The organism is Polaromonas sp. C04, from assembly GCF_002002705.1.
Taxonomy (GTDB): domain Bacteria; phylum Pseudomonadota; class Gammaproteobacteria; order Burkholderiales; family Burkholderiaceae_C; genus Rhodoferax_A.
This window is the reverse complement of the sequence record NZ_MUNS01000033.1, coordinates 118473-136285: the sequence shown is the minus strand read 5'-3', so window position 1 is coordinate 136285 and position 17813 is coordinate 118473. Positions and strand designations below refer to the sequence as shown.

Sequence of the window (17813 nt, the reverse complement as noted above, 5' to 3'; positions counted from 1 at the left end):
CCCCCACCCCAGCCCTCCCCCGCACGGGGGAGGGAGCTCCCCGGCCGCTATCCGGGTTAAAGCCAAACCAGTTCTGGCTGCAGACAAAGCCGCTGAGGTTGCCGATCAGGCCGCGATGCGCGATCAGCGCGCCCTTGGGCTGGCCGGTGGTGCCGCTGGTGTAGATCAGCACGGCGGGGTCATCAGCCAGTGTGGCCACGGGCACAAATTCGGCGGGCTGCTGCGCCAGCGCGCTGGCATAGTCCACGTCGGCCGCCACGGCGCCCTCCCCGACACCGACGATGGTGCGCAGCAGCGGGCAGCTGGCGCGCACCGAGGCGAGCGCGGCGCTCGCGCCGGCGTCGCAAATCGCGGCCACGGCCTCGCTGTCGTGCAGGCGGTATTCGAGCGCCTCGGGGCCGAACAGCATGGACAGCGGCATCGCCACCGCGCCGAGCTGCAACACCGCCATGTAGGCCACCGCCGTCTCGAAGCGCTGCGGCATCACGATGGCGACGCGGTCGCCGCGCACCACGCCCAGTGCGGCCAGCACGTTGGACAGGCGGTTGGCCGCCTGCTGCAGCTCAAAATATGTATGAAAAGTGGCTGCAGCCCCCGTCCCTTCTGCACGGATAGCTACTCTTCTTGTAGCGTCGGGCTTGCCCTGATCGAGTGCCGCCCAGCGCGCGCAGCAGACCTGGGCGATGTTGAAGTGCTGCGGCACCTGCCAGCGGAACTGCCGGTGCATGGCCTCGTAGTGGTCCGCGCCGCCCAAGCCCGAGCCGGGCTTGTGCCGTGGTTGGCGGGGCCGTTTGTCCCTGTGTTGACTGACGCTCACGGTGTATCTCCTTATGATGGCCCGAATGTACCAAGTCAAAAGAATTTCCCGCAGCGAGTTTGTCCCCATTCGCAACCTGAGCTACCACGTGCGCCTGTGGGGCGAGCCCACGCCCGGCGTGGCGCCGCTGGTGCTGGTGCACGGCTGGATGGACGTGGCGGCGTCCTACCAGTTCGTGGTGGATGCGTTTTCCGAAGCGTTTGCGCAGGGCCGCTGCATCATCGCGCCCGACTGGCGCGGTTTTGGCCTGACGCGCTGGCAATCGCCGGACGGGCAAAACGGCACCGCTGCCCCCGACAACTACTGGTTTCCCGACTACCTGGCCGACCTCGATTTTTTGCTGGACCACTACGCGCCGGATCAAGCCGTCGATCTGGTCGGCCACAGCCTGGGCGGCAATGTGGTGATGCACTACGCGGGCGTGCGGCCCGAGCGCATCCGCCGCCTGATCAACCTGGAAGGCTTTGGCGTGCCCGCCACCCAGCCTTCGCAGACGCCCGCGCGCTACGCCAAGTGGATGGACGAGCTCAAGCGCCTGCACCGCGGCGAGATGGCGCTCAAGGCCTACCCGGAGGCCGGCGGCGTGGCGCGTCGCCTCATGAAGACCAACCCGCGCCTGGGTCAGGACAAGGCCGACTGGCTGGCGCAGCACTGGGCCGCCCCGAACGCGCAGGGGCAGTGGGAAATCCTGGGCGACGCGGCCCACAAGATCCCCAACGCCCAGCTCAACCGGGTGGACGAAGTGCTGGCGCTGTACGCGGCCATCACGGCGCCGACCCTGGCCATCGAAGCCTCCGACGACTCCCTGAGCGGGTGGTGGGGCGGCAAATTCACGCTGGCCGAATTCCACGAACGCCTGAAGGCCGTGCCGCACCTGACGACCGGCGTGATCCATGACGCCGGCCACATGCTGCACCACGACCAGCCCGAGCAACTGGCCCGATTGATCGAGAACTTCGTCGCGTGAGAAAATAGCCGGTTAGCCATCGACCAGGACATACCCCATGGAAGCAGAACGCATCAACCAAATCGGCGCCCAACTCACTGACCTATCCGCCCGGACCGAGGATTTACGGAGGTATCTTTGACTACGATGCCAAATCCGAACGCCTGAGAACCGTCAACGCCTCGCTCGAAGACCCCACCGTCTGGAACGACCCCAAGCGCGCCCAGGAACTGGGCCGCGAAAAGAAGGCGCTCGACTCGGTGGTGCTGACCATCACCAATCTCACGCGCGAGTTGGCCGACAACTCCGAGCTGTTCGAGATGAGCAAGGAGGAAGGCGACGAGGCCGGCCTGCAGACCATCGCAGCAGAGACCGCCAAGCTGGCGCTGGATATCGAGCAGCTCGAATTCCGCCGCATGTTCAACAACCCGGCCGACCCGCTGAACGCCTTCCTGGACATCCAGGCCGGCGCCGGCGGCACCGAGGCCTGCGACTGGGCCAGCATGCTGCTGCGCCAGTACCTGAAGTACGCTGAGCGCAAGGGTTTCAAGACCCAGATCGAGGACGAGACGCCCGGCGACACGGCCGGCATCAAGGGCGCCACCATCAAGATCGAAGGCGAGTACGCGTTCGGCCTGCTGCGCACCGAGACCGGCGTACACCGGCTGGTGCGCAAGTCGCCATTCGACTCGTCGGGCGGGCGCCACACGAGTTTTGCCAGCGTGTTCGTGTACCCGGAAGTGGACGACTCGATCGAAATCGACATCAACCCGTCCGACGTGCGGGTGGACACCTTCCGCGCCAGCGGCGCCGGTGGCCAGCACATCAACAAGACCGACTCGGCCGTGCGTCTGACGCACATCCCCACCGGCATCGTGGTGCAGTGCCAGGACGGCCGCAGCCAGCACAGCAACCGCGACGTCGCCTGGAAACGGCTACGCTCGCGCCTGTACGACTTCGAGCTGCGCAAGCAGCAGGAAGCGCAGCAAAAGCTGGAAGACACCAAGACCGACGTGGGCTGGGGCCACCAGATCCGCTCCTACGTGCTGGACAACAGCCGCATCAAGGACCTGCGCACCAACGTCGAAGTCTCGGCCACGCAAAAGGTGCTCGACGGCGATCTGGACGTGTTCATCGAAGCCTCATTGAAACAGGGCGTGTAATGACGACCGCGTGCCCTCACTGCGAACGATTTGACCCGAACTTTTTAGGAACTCTCCATGTATCGTGAAGGACAGGCCACCGCCATCCAGCGTGCCGACTACAGCGCACCCGCCTACTGGATCGACACCGTCGATCTGTGTTTTGACCTGGACCCGGCCAAGACGCGTGTGCTGAACAAGATGACCTTGCGCCGCAACCCCGAGGTGCCGGCGCAGCCGCTCAAACTCGACGGCGACGAGCTGAATCTGGCGCGCGTGCTGGTGAACGGGCAAGGCACATCATTCAAGATCGAGGGCACGCAACTGGTGCTGGACAACCTGCCCGATGCCTTCGAGCTGGAAATTTTCACCACCTGCTGCCCGACCAGGAACACCCACCTGATGGGCCTGTACGTCAGCAACGACTCGTTCTTCACCCAGTGCGAGGCCGAGGGCTTTCGCCGCATCACCTACTTCCTGGACCGCCCCGATGTGATGGCCAGCTACGGCGTGACCTTGCGCGCCGACAAGGCGAAGTACCCGGTGCTGCTGTCCAACGGGAACCTGGTCGCGCACGGCCCGCTCGACGACGGCCGGCATTTCGCCAAGTGGGTGGATCCGCACCGCAAGCCCTGCTACCTGTTTGCGCTGGTCGCGGGCCGGCTGGTGGCACGCGAGCAGCGCATCCTGTCCCGCGCCGGCAAGGAGCATTTGCTGCAGGTCTATGTGCGAGCCGGCGACCTCGACAAGACCGAGCACGCGATGAATTCGCTGATGCACGCCGTGGCGTGGGACGAGGCGCGCTTTGGCCTGGCGCTGGACCTGGAGCGCTTCATGATCGTCGCCACCAGCGACTTCAACATGGGCGCGATGGAAAACAAGGGCCTGAACATCTTCAACACCAAGTACGTGCTGGCGAACCAGGCCACGGCAACCGACACCGATTATTCGAACATCGAGTCGGTGGTTGGCCACGAGTACTTCCACAACTGGACGGGCGACCGCGTGACCTGCCGCGACTGGTTCCAGCTCAGCCTGAAAGAAGGCCTGACGGTGTTCCGCGACCAGGAGTTCAGCCAGGACCTGGCCGGCGAGGCATCGGCGCGCGCCGTCAAGCGCATCGAGGACGTGCGCCTGCTGCGCACCGCGCAGTTCCCCGAGGACGCGGGTCCGATGGCGCACCCGGTGCGGCCCGACAGCTACATCGAGATCAACAACTTCTACACCGTCACGGTCTACGAGAAAGGCGCCGAGGTGGTGCGCATGATGCAGACCCTGGTGGGCCGCGCCGGCTTTGCCAGGGGCCTGACGCTGTACTTCGAGCGCCACGACGGCCACGCCGTAACCTGCGACGACTTCGCGCAGGCCATCGCCGACGCCAACCCCGGCTCGGCACTGGCCACGCTGCTGCCCCAGTTCAAGCGCTGGTACAGCCAGGCCGGCACGCCGCGCCTGCACGCCAGCGGCGCGTACGACGCCCAGGCCCGCACCTACACGCTGGCCGTCTCGCAAAGCTGCCCGCCGACGCCGGGCCAGCCGCCCAAGGAGCCGTTCGTCATTCCCATGGGCGTGGGCCTGCTGGGCCAGGACGGCCAGGAGTTGCCGCTGCAACTGGCCGGCGAAGCCGCCCCGGTGGCCGGCCAGCGCACGCTGGTCATCACACAGTCGGCAGAGACGTTGACATTTATCAACGTCTCTGCCGAGCCCGTACCGTCGATCCTGCGAGGCTTCACGGCGCCGGTGGTGCTGGAGTTCGACTACAGCGACGCGCAGCTGCTCGCGCTCTTGGCGCATGACGGCGACCCGTTCAACCGCTGGGAGGCGGGGCAGCGGCTGGCGCTGCGCCGCGCTATCAAGTCAATAGCTGCTAGCGCTTATCCGGCGGGGGCTACGGCACTGGATGATGCTTATATCGAAGCCATGCGCAGCGTGCTGCGCCATCCCCTGCTTGACGCCGCGTTCAAGGAACTGGTGCTGACCCTGCCGTCCGAGACCTACATCGCCGAGCAGCTCGACGTGGTGGACCCGCAGCGCATTCACGCGGTGCGCGAGGCCATGCGCGCGCAACTGGCTCAGGCGCTGGCCGACGACTGGCAGTGGGCCTATGACACCCACCGCGACACCGGCGCCTACCGGCCCGATCCCGTCTCGTCGGGCCGACGTGCACTGGCCGGCATGGCGCTGGCGAATCTGTGCCTGGCGGCGCAGACCAGCGGTGACACGGTCTGGCCCGGCAAGGCCTACCAGCGCTTCAAGGATGCCGGCAACATGACCGACCGCCTCAATGCGCTGAGCGCCCTGGTCTCCAGCGGCCACCCGCTGGCGGCGCAGGCGCTGCCCCGCTTCCACGCCCTGTTCAAGGACGACGCGCTGGTGCTCGACAAATGGTTTGCGCTGCAGGCCGGCGCGCCGGATCGCGGCGGCAACGTGCTGCCGGCCGTGCGCCAGCTCATGAAGCACCCCGACTTCAACCTGCGCAACCCGAACCGCGCGCGCAGCCTGATCTTCAGCTACTGCAGCGCCAACCCGGGCGGCTTCCACCGCACGGACGCGGCCGGCTATGTGTTCTGGAGCGAGCGCGTGATGGAGCTCGACGGCTTCAACCCGCAGGTGGCCGCACGGCTGGCGCGCGCGCTGGACCGCTGGACAAAGCTGGCCGAACCCTACCGCAGCGCGGCCCGGGAGGCGATTGCGCGTGTCGCCGCCAAGCCCGATTTGAGCAACGACGTGCGCGAAGTAGTAAGTCGCGCGCTAGCCGATTGAAAGGACCCTCTTATGTCTTCCAAAATCTCCCTGACCCGCTACCTCGTTGAACAGCAACGGGTGGACGGGCTCATCCCCTCGCAGCTGCGCCTGCTGCTCGAGGTCGTGGCGCGCGCCTGCAAGGGCATCAGCCAGGCCGTCAACAAGGGCGCGCTCGGCGGCGTGCTTGGCACGGCGGGCACCGAGAATGTACAGGGCGAGGTCCAGAAAAAACTCGACATCATTGCCAACGAAGTGCTGATCGAAGCGAATGAATGGGGCGGCCACCTGGCGGCCATGGCCTCGGAAGAGATGGACAGCATCTACGTGGTGCCCAACCGCTACCCGCAGGGCGAGTACCTGTTGCTGTTCGACCCGCTCGACGGCTCCAGCAACATCGACGTGAACGTGAGCATCGGCACGATTTTCAGCGTGCTCAAAAAACCCGAGGGCCTGGCGGGCGTGACGGAAGCCGACTTTCTGCAGGCCGGCGCCAAACAGGTGGCGGCCGGCTACTGCGTCTATGGACCGCAAACCACGCTGGTGCTGACCGTGGGCGACGGCGTGGCCATGTTCACGCTGGACCGCGAGCAGGGCTCGTTCGTGCTCACGCAGGAGAACGTGCGCATCCCCGAAGACACGCAGGAATTCGCCATCAACATGAGCAACATGCGGCACTGGGACGCGCCCGTGAAGCGCTACATCGACGAGTGCCTGGCCGGCAAGGAAGGCCCGCGCGGCAAGGACTTCAACATGCGCTGGATTGCCAGCATGGTGGCCGACGTGCACCGCATCCTGACGCGTGGCGGCGTCTTTATGTACCCGTGGGACAAGCGCGAACCCGAGAAGCCCGGCAAGCTGCGCCTGATGTACGAGGCCAACCCCATGAGCTGGCTGATCGAGCAAGCCGGCGGCGCCGCCACCAACGGCCGCCAGCGCATCCTGGACATCGCGCCCACCAAGCTGCACGAGCGCGTCAGTGTGATGCTCGGCTCGAAGAACGAGGTGGAGCGCGTCACCAGCTACCACCTCAAGCTATAATCGAGGGCTAAAAAAACGCCGGAGTAGCTCAGTTGGTAGAGCAGCTCATTCGTAATGAGAAGGTCGGGTGTTCGATTCATCTCTCCGGCACCAAATGAAAAGGGGGTAGGCTTCCATGGTCTATCCCCTTTTTCACGTAGTCAGTACGTAACCGCTGGATGATTATGACGTAGGCGGTGACATTTTTTTCACGTAGCGTTGAGTCAACAACACGTTGTCTACCCAATTACTCGTAAGACGCACGAGCAACTTCAGATCCTGAATATCCTGATCCTCCCATTTCCGGATGTAATGGGTTTCATCGTTTCCGAGCCACGCGGCCCTCTTAGCGCAATCTTTGACGTTTGTGTCAGAAACGTACTTCTCAATGCATGAGCTTAGCTGAGTCTTTTTTATAAGCTCGCTTTCGCTAGGGTGTTGCTGAATAACAAAATCTTTGATCAAAAACTCCAACGCCTTTCTCAGTCCGACCCCAACAAGCTGATCAAACCCATGGGTCTCAGCGCCGATGGCCTGGTCATGTATCTGAACAAAGTTCGGGGATATCTCGGCAACAGTCTCTGGAAACTGAGAAGCTTCGAATTTAACCGGACCTGTAGATTGCAAGCGATATTGATTAGTCCCCGGATCGCGCGTGTAGTTGGCCAAAAACAATTCATCGCAGCTTTGGGACGAACAACGAAACACTGATTGAACCCGGTTATTGACATCGAAAGAAGTAAGATGAGGAGTGACATGGATGCTTCGATGGCAGCGAGGACAAACGTCTGGTAGATTTGCCAAGATTAAGGGGACGCTCTCCCCTAGATGGCTCACCGCATTTACACGTGTACTCATTCAGCACTTCTCCCTAAATTTGCAAGAAAAGATTATCCAGCCGAAGCTGCCGCGAGCAACCCCTCTGGCGCAACGTGAGCATACCTTTCCACCATGGATTGAGTTTTCCAGCCGCCCAATCGCTGCAATTCATGCGTAGGCGTTTCGACTTCACGATGCCACGTCGCGAACGTATGACGAAGATCATGCCCGGAAATCCTAGATGCCAGCCCACAAAAGTGCATTGCGCCGTGCCTTGGTATTGACTTGCATGATCGGCTTGCCTTCATAGGTTAAGACGTGCGTGCAATGGTCACCCTGCCGCCGACGTGTTGCGCACTAAACACGACCATTGATCGGGCTCACTGCCCCGCCAGCGTGTCGCTCAACTTCCGCGCTTCGGCACTCATTAACGCCGCGACCTCCTCGCGCCTCACGCCGGTCAGTCGATGCTTCAGAGCGACGACACTCAGCGCTGCGTAGGGTGTACCCAGACGTGTGGGGATCGCCACGCCAATTCCTGTGACCTCGGGAATCACGTCCTCGTCATTCAGCGCATAGCCGAGCTTGCGTGCGCGCTCCAGCATTTGGCGCAGGACCTTCTCTGACAGCATGCCGTAGCGGCTCAGACGCTCTCGGTTCTTCTTGATCAGATCTTCCGTTTCCGCGTCGGACAGCGCAGCGAGCAGCGCGACGCCGGCCACGGTGCTTCCCAGCGGGCGGCGCTCGCCCACCATCTGCGTTAGTACTTTGATTGGATAGCTGCCTTCCTTACGCTCTATGACCACGCTGTCCGAGCCGCTGCGCGTCGTCAGAAACACCGTGTCGGCCGTCGCCCGGCTTAGCCGCCCTAGTACTGGGCCGCACAGTTCACGCAGGTTGAAGTTGCAATTGGCGGCGAGCCCCAGTTCATAGGCAAGTTGGCCAAGAAAGTACTCCTTGGCTAGTCCCTTTTGCATCGCGAGCCCGTGCTCGCAGAGAGAGGTAAGGATGCGATGCACAGTGGGCACTTTCAGACCGCTCTCTCGCGCAGCCTGCGCCAGCGTCAGCCCCGCCGAGTTATGAGTGGCAACGTGCTTGAGCAGTCCAACAGCCCGGTCAATGCTCTGCGTACCTGCAGTGGCTTTTTTTTCACTTACTTCCATAATGTGGATATCCATTGACTGAATTTTACTAGTTGATTTAGAGTTTATTCGTTCGTTCGTTGAAGAGCCACTCTACATTGTGGAATACCTCGGACAAACTTCATCATCAGACGCGTTAACCGTCTTCACTCAGTAAGGGGTAAGTTTCAAATGGCACAGAGAATCAATCAGGCTCGGTTTGACGTGGTGGTCCTCGGCGGCGGCGCCTCAGGAATTGCTGCGGCAGCCGCGGCGGCGAAGAATGGGCGGAAGACCTTGATCATCGACTCCGGCACGATGCTTGGCGGCGAACTGCTCAGCGGTATGTCGCTGGACGGCGTGCTCAACGCTCGCGGTGAGTATGTGGTTGGCGGCGTTTCGGACGAGCTATTCGCCGAGTGCCGGAACATGGGCGGGTTTATCGGCCCTGTTCACGACCATCGGCTGATTTGCTACGTATGCGTGGACCCGGAAATAATGAAGATCGCGGTTATGCGCGTGCTCGATCGACATGGAGTCACGCCTTGGTTGCAGACTTTTGCTGAGGACATGGTTGTGCGCGACGGCTTAGTTACGGGACTGGTGGTCGTAAACAAGAGTGGCCGCACGATAGTGACAGCTGATCACTTCATCGACTGCTCGGGCGACGGTGACCTGGCCGTCTTGGCGGGCGCACCATACGAAGTGAGCGATGCTAGCGGCGACCTGCAGCCCATATCGCTAATGTTCCGCATGAGCAACGTGGACACGCCGTCGCTACTGCGTTTTGCCCAAGACAATGTCGAGTCTCTGGCCGTCGGCGAGAGCGAGTACATCCGCGGCAACCGCAGTGACAAGGAGCTCGTAGATCTGCTTGTCAAACAGGGCGAGCCATCATTATTCTTCAAAAGCGAAGGCCCCTTCCTCGGTGACGCCATTCGCCGCGGCGACCTCGCACCGACCGCGCTAATCATGATTCAGCCCACGTCAAAGGCGCGGCGCGAGGTGTGCGTGAACGCGACACGCTTGGGTGGCAACATAGACGGTACCAACACGGCGGCGGTGAGCGCTACCGTCGGCACGCTGATGGAACAGGTGTGGAAGACCTCTGGATTTCTACAGAAACGATTACCCGGCTTCGAGAAGGCGACGTTCGCAGGACTCGCGCCGCGCGTCGGCGTACGCGAGACGCGTCGCATCATGGGCGACTATATTCTGACAAAGGAAGACGTGGTTAGCGGACGCAAGTTCCCAGACAGCGCGATTGCCAAGGGAGCACAACACGTCGACATCCATCAGTCAGGCACTACGCAGATTCGCATCCCGATCGCCAATGGTGGCTCCTACGACATCCCGTTCGGTTGCCTGCTGCCGCGCGGCCTGAAAAACGTAATGGTCGCCGGCCGCTGCCTCTCTGCCACGCGAGAAGGCATGGGCACGGCGCGGACCATGGGGCCCTGTATGGCGATGGGCGAGGCCGCCGGCACGGCCGCGGCGATGTGCGCTGACCGCGGGCACGGCGAGGTGCGCGAACTGTCAGTGGGTGATCTTCAGAACCAGCTGAAGAAAAACGGTGCTGTCATTGACGGCGTGTACTAATTGAACGTCAGGCGGGATCACTCCCGCCCCACTGCTGGCCGGTATCGATGACGCAAAGCAAAGGAGCAACAAACATGCAACTTCTATTCAAGTGGCTCGGGTTGGCGCTGTTAACTATGACTTTCACCTGGGGCGCACAGGCACAGCCCGTTTCAAGCAGACCCATGAAAATCATAGTTCCGTTCGCGCCCGGCGGGTCAACTGACGTAATGGCACGCATGGTCGCAGAAGGTTTGACCACGCAGATGGGCGAGCAGGTCATCGTTGAAAACAAGCCCGGCGCTGGTGGGAACATCGGCGCTGATATTGTCGCGAAGTCACCACCCGACGGGCGCACGCTGGTGATGGGCTCCATTGGGACGCACGCGACCAACAGCCTGATCTATCCGCAGATGCCCTACGACACCGAAAAGGACTTCGAGCCTGTGACGCAAGTTGCGGCAGTGTCGCTGGTACTCGTGGTGCACCCCTCGCTACCAGCCAATTCCGTGAAAGAGCTGATCAAGCTGCTTGAGAAACACCCAGACCGTTACAGCTATGCCTCCGGCGGGATCGGAGCGTCGCAGCACTTAGCCGCGGAACTATTCAAGTACATGACGAAGACGAGCATGTTGCATGTGCCGTACAAGGGGAGCGCCGGCGCGCTGACGGATCTGTTGAGCGGCCGGGTTCCGATCATGTTCGCCGATCTTCCGTTGGTATTGAGCCATATCCAGAATGGCACGTTGCGTGCCTTGGCAATTGGCGACACGACTCGCAGCCCGGCGTTGCCCAACGTTCCCACGGTAGCCGAAGCGGGCGTTCCAGGTTATGCGGCAACTGCTTGGTATGGTTTGTTTGCTCCGGCGAAAACTCCGGCCCCGGTGGTCGCAACGCTTCAGAAAGAGGTGGCTGCGATCCTTCAACAGCCGGCGGTGCGCAAGCGAATGACGGACTTGGGCGCGACACCGATCGGCAGCACGCCAGCGGAGTTCCGCAAATTTCAACTCTCGGAGATGAAACGTTGGAAGGTCGTCGTGGACAGCGCCAAGATTCACATGGAGTGAACAACCAGGGCAAGACACCAAACACGATGTCCCGCGCCGTCACGCGGCGACTTCCGTTGCTGGGCCTGGCGGCATTCGCAACGATGGCTGCGTTGCGTATATGCGACGCGCTGTTACCGTCGCTGGCTCTGGAGTTCGGCGCCACTACAGGCCAAGCTGGCCAGACCGTCTCGGCCTTCGCAATCAGTTACGGCTTGACGCTGCTGCTTTATGGACCTCTTGGCGATCGCTTTGGCAAGTTCCCCGTTGTCGCGGTCGCCACGTTAGCCTGCACCATAGTTAGCGCAATCTGTGCGATGGCGCAGTCGCTAAACGGGCTGATAGCGTTTCGCGCACTCTCAGGCGCCGCCGCGGCGGGCGTAACGCCACTTGTCATGGCCTGGATAGGCGACGCCGTGCCGTACGAGCGCCGCCAGGAAGTGCTGGCGCAGCTAATAGGCGCCACCACACTCGGTCTGATCGGCGGCCAGTCGCTTGGTGGCGTGCTAGCCGACACTTTGGGCTGGCGCAGCGCGTTCTGGTTGCTTGCACTGCTGTTTGCAATCGCCAGTACCCTCATGTGTATCGAATTACGCCGCGGTGGCGTGGAACTGCAGACTGACAGCCCGCCTGAGGCGCTATCGCAGTCGATGGCCTTCCATCGGTCCATTCGCGCTCTTCTGGTCGATCGGTGGGCACGCCGCGTGCTCGGCTTTGCTTTTTTCGAAGGGGTATTTGTCTTCGGCGGGCTTGCCTTTCTTCCTGCGCATTTGCACCGGCGGTTTGGCCTGCCAATGAGTTGGGCCGGCGGCGTGCTCGTTCTTTACGGCCTGGGAGGCCTGCTGTACAGCCGGCTCGCCCGCGTACTTCTGCGCCGCATTGGCGAGACCGGCCTCGCCCGTATGGGCGGTACATTGCTGTGTTTCTATTTTGGGTTGCTGGCCGCGTTGCCGGCGTGGGGCTGGGCACTGCCGGCGTGCTTCGCCGGCGGACTCGGTTTCTATATGCTACACAATACCCTCCAGACACATGCGACACAAATGGTGCCAGCAGCCCGAGGGACCGCCGTGACCGTGTTTTCCTCATCACTCTTCATGGGTCAGTCCATAGGTGTGGCTTGCGCCGCTGTGATCGTGGATGCTGGTTCCGCGATTCCCGTATTTATCGTTTCCTCCTTTATGTTGCCCATCATTGGGTGGTGGTTCGCCGCGGAGATTGGCGCGGTCCGCAGGAACGAAGCGCCCGAGCGATAAGGAAATTAGGTCACGGTCCCGGGAAACTCATCCAGCCTCGCGTGCAAACCCGGCCACACGAAATTATTAGTCACTACGGTGCCCTTGGCAAAGTACCTTCAGCCTGCCTGTGGGGCGCCGTGAGAGACAAGCCCGTTCACGGACAATCAACACCAATAACGACAAGGGGGCAAGTAATGTCATCAGATTTTCTAGGACGGCGCTATGAGCGCCTTTTGCTGCTAACGGCTCCGCTCACCATAGTGGCAGCGCTAGTGCTTTTCGTCTCAATTGGGCTGAACAGTCAACAAGAAAGAGTACGCGCTCGCTGCCTTGCGACTGCATCCCTTACTCTTGCCAAAAAGGTTGATTCTCTTGACCTCGATTGGGAAAAAGGAAAGCCTCGAAATAATGATCCGATGTGGAGAATCAATTATGACTTTTCAATCAGCATCGCATTGGACGAGATTCCGCTCCTTCAATTGCCCAGTGGTATAGGAGTGAAACAGTGTGACACTCATGTGAAGGAACTCTTGGCATCGCGCCCCCCGGCGCCACCGACTGAAATCGTGGCTCGATTACAAAGCGAAGCGAACGAGCTAACCAAAGGCCCCCTAGAGTTCTACGGCATTGAAATACCTGAGAAAATTACGATTGGAGTACTGGGTACAAACGTCAAGATTGGGCTTGAACAACTGACTGCATTGCTGCTGATGATTTTGGGACCGCTACTTGTTCTGTGGCTCGGCAGCATCTATCAGACCCGATACCGCGAAACACGTTTAACGTACTCCGCTAAGAACATATGGCAAGTGTTCCCTCACAGTGTCAACATGTATCCAGTGGGAGTGTTTCCAGAATTACGAAAAACGAATTGGGCCGCGTACCATAGTCCAAAGCTCGTTGCCGCGACATTCTTTTTGCTGCGTTGTGGGTTTGTTTTTATTTGTGTGGCCCCACCCATCTCTGCCTATTTGTTAAGCCTGTACTACACAGGAAGCTACGACAGCCCCTACTTCCTTCTATATGGATTCGCTGGGTTTGCGGTATTTGGCCTCGCTTCTTTGACTCTTTTGGTTGAAGCTATGCCTTGGCATGTAATGAAAACATTCAAAGAAACATCGCGCTCGTGATGGAACGGCCAGGGTGTCTTCAGGATTAACTCAGGGCCGCTCCTACCGTGGATCGCGATGGGTGGCATGGAGGGCATGGGGGGCATGGAGGGCATCTGAAGCCTGGATGATCTTGAGGGGCCGCAAACAAATTTGCGCCAAAATTATTCAAAGGTGCTGTGGTAGATTCCGTGGTAACTCTTAACCCCGCCGCACTGCCGCCCCTATACGCATCAACAAGTTAGCTGCTGCCGTCGAGTGCCTCCTAGCATCTCTCCGGCACCAATGAAAGGCCCCTGGCTGCGATGGTCAGGGGCCTTTTCACGTAGTCAGCCACCACCACACGATCCGGCTGGCCGGCTGTCTGTTTACGTCGCAACCCGTCGTGCGCGCACTCATTGCCGCCGAGCGGCGCGGCGTCGATGTCAAGATACTGATCGACGACCGGGACAATCGGGACGCCGCCAGCCGCTGGGCCCAAGGCAATTCCGTGGAAATGGCCTATTGCCTATTGAATGAACGGGGGGCCATTATTAGACGTTCGCGATCGTGACCGCACGCGTGTTCAGATAAGCTTCCATGGCCTCCGGGCCACCCTCGGAGCCATAGCCCGAGTCCTTGAGGCCGCCAAACGGCATCTCGGCGGAAGGCATGGCGGGCATGTTCATCCACAGCATGCCCACTTCCACGCGTCGAGCGAGCAGGTCCGCGTTCTTCAGCGAGCGCGTGAAAGCGTAGCCCGCCAGCCCGTACGGCAGGCGGTTGGACTCGGCGATCGCCTCCTCCAGTGTGTTGAAGCCGCGAATGGCCGCCATCGGGCCGAAGGGCTCGTCATTGAACACCTTGGCGTCCAGCGGCACGTCGGTCAGCACCGTGGGCTGCCAGAAATTACCCTCATCGCCAATGCGCGCGCCGCCATGGGCGACCTGCGCGCCGCGCTTGACGGCGTCCTGCGTGAACTCCGCCATGGCGGTCAGGCGACGCGGGTTGGCCAGCGGGCCCATCTGGATTCCCTCCGTCAGGCCGTCACCGACTTTGAGCGAGGCGGCGTGCTTGACCAGCGCCTGCGCAAACTCGGCCTTCACGCTCTCGTGCACCAGGAACCGCGTGGGCGCGATGCAGACCTGGCCGGCGTTGCGGAACTTGGCGCCGCCCGCGGCCTTGACGGCCAGCGCCAGGTCCGCGTCTTCACAGACGATCACCGGCGCGTGGCCGCCCAGCTCCATTGTCACGCGCTTCATGTGCTTGCCGGCCAGCGCGGCCAGCTGCTTGCCCACGGGCGTTGAACCGGTGAAGGTGATCTTGCGCACGATGGGGTGCGGGATCAGGTAGTTCGAAATCTCGGCGGGCGAGCCATACACCAGGCCCAGCACGCCAACCGGCAGGCCCGCATCGGCGAACGCGCGAATCAGCGCGGCCGGCGCGGCCGGGGTTTCCTCCGGCGCCTTGACGATCATGGCGCAGCCAGTGGCGAGCGCGGCAGCCATCTTGCGCACCACCTGGTTGATGGGGAAGTTCCAGGGCGTAAAAGCCGCCACCACGCCGACCGGGTCCTTCAGCACCATCTGGCGGTGCGCAATGTTGTAGCGCGAAGGCACGATGCGCCCGTACACGCGCTGGCCCTCGTCGGCAAACCATTCGATGATGTCGGCGGCGGCCATGGCTTCGCCCTTGGCCTCAATCAGCGGTTTGCCCTGTTCCTGGGTCAGCACGCCCGCGATCTCGCCGGCACGCTCACGCATCAGCGCGGCGGCCTTGCGCATGATTTTCGCGCGCTCGGCGGCGGGCACGTCGCGCCATTTCTCGAAACCCTTTTGCGCGGCCACCAGCGCGCGGTCCAGATCTGCGATGCCAGCGTGCGCGACGCGGCCGATCTCGCGGCCCGTGGCGGGGTTGAAGACCGCCAGAGTGCGGCCGTCGGCTGCGTCCTGCCATTGACCGTCGATAAAGAGCTGCGTATTGGGATAAGTCATGAAATTCCTCGGTGAAACGATACAGACAGCCTGATATTTTGCACTGCACCAGTCCCCCGTGTAAGAAGCGGCCCTTTGGGCACACTACTGCGGCTCCGCGGCACGGGCGTTAACTCCTTCATAATCGACTGGCACCCCGCCATCCTGCAGAAAAAAATCCTTCATGAATCCTGACGCCAAGCAACTCTGGCGCGCCCCGCACTGGGCGCTGGCAGCCCTGTTGGCGATACTGGGCATGCTGGGCCCGTTTTCGATCGACACCTACATCCCCGCGTTTGCGGGAATCGGGCAGTCCCTGGGCGCCACGCCGGTCGAAATGCAGCAGACGCTGTCGGCCTACCTGTTCGGCTACGCCTTCATGAACCTGTTCCACGGCGCACTAGCCGACAGCTTCGGGCGCCGGCCTGTGGTGTTGTGGGGTCTGGTGGTGTTCACCGTTGCATCGGTCGGTTGTGCGCTGTCGCAAAATATCGGCCACCTGGTCTTTTTCCGGGCCGTGCAGGGCCTGTCCACCGGCTCTGGCATTGTCGTTTCGCGCGCCGTGATTCGTGACATGTTCCCGCCTGCGCGGGCCCAGCAGGTGATGAGCCAGGTCACCATCTACTTTGGCGTGGCACCGGCGATCGCGCCGATCCTGGGCGGGTGGCTGTTTGTCAACGCCGGCTGGCACAGCATCTTCTGGTTCCTGGTCGCGGTCGGCATCATCCTGTGGATTGCCAACTTCAAGTTGCTGCCGGAGACGCTGCACGTCAGCCAGCGCCAGCCGTTCAACGTCAGGCATCTGCTGCGCGGGTACTGGCAGCTCGGCAGCAGCCCCAGTTTCTTGTTGCTGTCACTGGCCAGCGGCGTACCGTTCAACGGCATGTTCCTGTACGTGCTGGCGGCGCCGGTCTTCCTGGGCACGCATCTGTCGCTGGCTCCGACCGAGTTCTACTGGTTCTTCCTGCCGAATATTGCCGGCATCATGGCCGGCGCCTGGCTCAGTGGGCGACTCGCCGGCAAGATCGCGCCCAAGCGCCAGATCCGCCACGGTTTCGTGATCATGCTGGCCATCGGGGTGCTCAACCTGGTGGCCAACCTGCTGTTCAAGGCGAATGCGTCCTGGGCCATCGCGCCGATCGTGGTGTTTTCCCTCGGCTGGGCCCTGATGGTGCCGGTGGTAACCCTGCTGGTGCTGGACCTGTACCCCGAGCGGCGCGGCATGGCATCGTCCCTGCAGGCGTTCATCGCCTCGACCGCCAACGGCGTCGTGGCCGGTGTGATCGCGCCGCTCGTGATGCACTCCACCGTGGCGCTGGCGACGGCGTCGCTCTTGATGATGTGCGTGGGACTGGTGGCGTGGGTGTTTCTGCACCACCGCTGGCCCGAGATTGGCAAGACCGCGGCGGGTTAAGCCCGCCCCACCGCCCGATAGGCCAGCAATCCCGCCCACTCATGCAGCGCCAATTGCCAGCGCCACAGACTCTTGGCCATGGAATATTCGGTCCACGGCGTGTGGGTGCCTGTGCGGTAGTCCACCGGGTAGGGTGTCACGTTCCAGCCTGCGGCGCGGAAGGTGGCCAGCGCACGCGGCATGTGCCAGGCAGACGTGACCAGCAGCCAGGGCCGGGTCTTGTCTACGCCCGGCAGGACTGCGCTCAGCACGGCGTTTTCATAGGTGGTGCGAGCGGCGGACTCGAACTGCATGCGTTGAGCGGGCACACCTAAGCTTTCAAAAAACTCGCTGGCCTGCACCGCCTCAGGCTCGCCCGTAGTGTGCCAATCGCCCTCCCCGCCCGTGAATAGCAAGCGCAACTGCGGATGCTGGCGCATCAGCACCACCGGCACCGTCATCCGCTCGGCCCCTTCGTTGAGCGCCACCTGGCCATTGCCCGCGCGCACCCATGCCGGCTCCAGCGCGCCGCCCAACACGACGATGCCAGTGTAGTGTTGCCACTCAGGGGCCTCGGGCATGGTGGTCCAAGCCGGCGGCGGATATTGCACCTCCAGCTGGCGCAGCAAGGCGTCCGGGATCGGCCGCCAGCCAAGCAACACCAGCAGCGCCAGCGCCGTCCAGCCCAGCCCCAAGCCGAGTGCGCGTTTGCGCGACATGCACAGCAGGGCCACGGCGAACAGCAGCGCGACCCAAGCCAGCGGCTGGGTCGCAAAAGACAGGAGTTTGGAAGCAAGAAACATGGGGTGAAATCCAGCGCCGCGGAGCATCAGGGCAGATTCCGGGTCAAGCCGGGAATGACTGTTCAAGGCCCGGGAATGGTAACCGGTGGA

16 protein-coding genes and 1 tRNA gene are annotated in these 17813 nt (G+C 62.1%); 11 read left to right on the top strand and 6 right to left on the bottom strand.

All coding sequences use genetic code 11. The features are described from left to right. On the bottom strand, nt 1–817 hold an 817-nt coding region (locus B0E49_RS13295; RefSeq protein ID WP_353647356.1), incomplete at its 3' end, for an AMP-binding protein. 25 nt (nt 818–842) lie between these two features. Between B0E49_RS13295 and B0E49_RS13290 the strand changes: the two genes are divergently transcribed. From B0E49_RS13290 to B0E49_RS13270, 5 genes are all read left to right on the top strand, one after another. Beyond that, nucleotides 843–1784 (top strand): alpha/beta fold hydrolase, encoded by a 942-nt coding sequence (locus tag B0E49_RS13290; RefSeq protein WP_077562677.1) that lies wholly within the window; start codon nt 843–845, stop codon nt 1782–1784. A gap of 37 nt (nt 1785–1821) precedes the next feature. Next, nucleotides 1822–2926 (top strand): peptide chain release factor 2 gene (prfB, locus tag B0E49_RS13285; RefSeq protein WP_144264560.1). Its coding sequence is split into 2 segments (ribosomal slippage): nt 1822–1902 and nt 1904–2926, totalling 1104 coding nucleotides; the frame shifts between segments, so codons are not numbered across the junction. Nucleotides 2927–2983: 57 nt separating this feature from the next. After that, nucleotides 2984–5668, top strand: coding sequence for an aminopeptidase N (pepN, locus tag B0E49_RS13280; RefSeq protein ID WP_077562676.1), 2685 nt, complete (start codon nt 2984–2986; stop codon nt 5666–5668). 12 nt (nt 5669–5680) lie between these two features. Then, the gene (locus B0E49_RS13275) at nt 5681–6688 is read left to right on the top strand and encodes a class 1 fructose-bisphosphatase (RefSeq protein WP_077562675.1); all 1008 of its coding nucleotides are present in this window, start codon (nt 5681–5683) and stop codon (nt 6686–6688) included. A 17-nt stretch (nt 6689–6705) separates the two neighbouring features. Beyond that, nucleotides 6706–6781 (top strand) — tRNA-Thr (locus B0E49_RS13270). Between the two features lie 69 nt (nt 6782–6850). Here B0E49_RS13270 and B0E49_RS13265 read toward each other — a convergent pair. The 3 genes from B0E49_RS13265 to B0E49_RS13255 all read right to left on the bottom strand — a co-directional run bounded on the left by B0E49_RS13265 (nt 6851) and on the right by B0E49_RS13255 (nt 8664). Further along, the gene (locus B0E49_RS13265) at nt 6851–7525 is read right to left on the bottom strand and encodes a DUF4145 domain-containing protein (RefSeq protein WP_077562674.1); all 675 of its coding nucleotides are present in this window, start codon (nt 7523–7525) and stop codon (nt 6851–6853) included. Between the two features lie 32 nt (nt 7526–7557). Then, nucleotides 7558–7749, bottom strand: coding sequence for a tyrosine-type recombinase/integrase (locus B0E49_RS13260; RefSeq protein ID WP_286138002.1), 192 nt, complete (start codon nt 7747–7749; stop codon nt 7558–7560). Between the two features lie 117 nt (nt 7750–7866). Continuing rightward, complete coding sequence (locus B0E49_RS13255) at nt 7867–8664, bottom strand: IclR family transcriptional regulator (RefSeq protein ID WP_077562673.1); 798 nt, start codon at nt 8662–8664, stop codon at nt 7867–7869. 135 nt (nt 8665–8799) lie between these two features. Between B0E49_RS13255 and B0E49_RS13250 the strand changes: the two genes are divergently transcribed. The 5 genes from B0E49_RS13250 to B0E49_RS13230 all read left to right on the top strand — a co-directional run bounded on the left by B0E49_RS13250 (nt 8800) and on the right by B0E49_RS13230 (nt 14128). After that, on the top strand, nt 8800–10206 hold the full coding sequence (locus B0E49_RS13250) for an FAD-dependent oxidoreductase (protein WP_077562672.1): 1407 nt from the start codon (nt 8800–8802) through the stop codon (nt 10204–10206). 74 nt (nt 10207–10280) lie between these two features. Next, the gene (locus tag B0E49_RS13245; protein WP_168175055.1) at nt 10281–11252 is read left to right on the top strand and encodes a tripartite tricarboxylate transporter substrate binding protein; all 972 of its coding nucleotides are present in this window, start codon (nt 10281–10283) and stop codon (nt 11250–11252) included. Further along, on the top strand, nt 11249–12484 hold the full coding sequence (locus B0E49_RS13240; RefSeq protein ID WP_286138001.1) for an MFS transporter: 1236 nt from the start codon (nt 11249–11251) through the stop codon (nt 12482–12484). The genes B0E49_RS13245 and B0E49_RS13240 overlap by 4 nt, the downstream gene beginning before the upstream one ends. Before the next feature lie 176 nt (nt 12485–12660). Further along, nucleotides 12661–13596, top strand: coding sequence for a hypothetical protein (locus tag B0E49_RS13235; protein WP_144264559.1), 936 nt, complete (start codon nt 12661–12663; stop codon nt 13594–13596). 325 nt (nt 13597–13921) lie between these two features. Next, entirely contained in the window at nt 13922–14128 is a 207-nt protein-coding gene (locus B0E49_RS13230; RefSeq protein WP_077562669.1) for a phospholipase D-like domain-containing protein, read from the top strand. Here the strand turns inward: B0E49_RS13230 and B0E49_RS13225 are convergent. Continuing rightward, nucleotides 14109–15548 carry an NAD-dependent succinate-semialdehyde dehydrogenase gene (locus B0E49_RS13225; RefSeq protein WP_077562668.1) on the bottom strand — a complete coding sequence of 480 codons (1440 nt, stop codon included), beginning with the start codon at nt 15546–15548 and terminating at the stop codon, nt 14109–14111. The genes B0E49_RS13230 and B0E49_RS13225 overlap by 20 nt on opposite strands. Before the next feature lie 163 nt (nt 15549–15711). Here B0E49_RS13225 and B0E49_RS13220 point away from each other — a divergent pair, with 163 nt between their 5' ends. Continuing rightward, complete coding sequence (locus tag B0E49_RS13220; RefSeq protein WP_077562667.1) at nt 15712–16941, top strand: multidrug effflux MFS transporter; 1230 nt, start codon at nt 15712–15714, stop codon at nt 16939–16941. Here B0E49_RS13220 and B0E49_RS13215 read toward each other — a convergent pair. Continuing rightward, the gene (locus B0E49_RS13215) at nt 16938–17723 is read right to left on the bottom strand and encodes a YdcF family protein (protein WP_168175054.1); all 786 of its coding nucleotides are present in this window, start codon (nt 17721–17723) and stop codon (nt 16938–16940) included. The genes B0E49_RS13220 and B0E49_RS13215 overlap by 4 nt on opposite strands. Nucleotides 17724–17813: the final 90 nt, after the last annotated feature.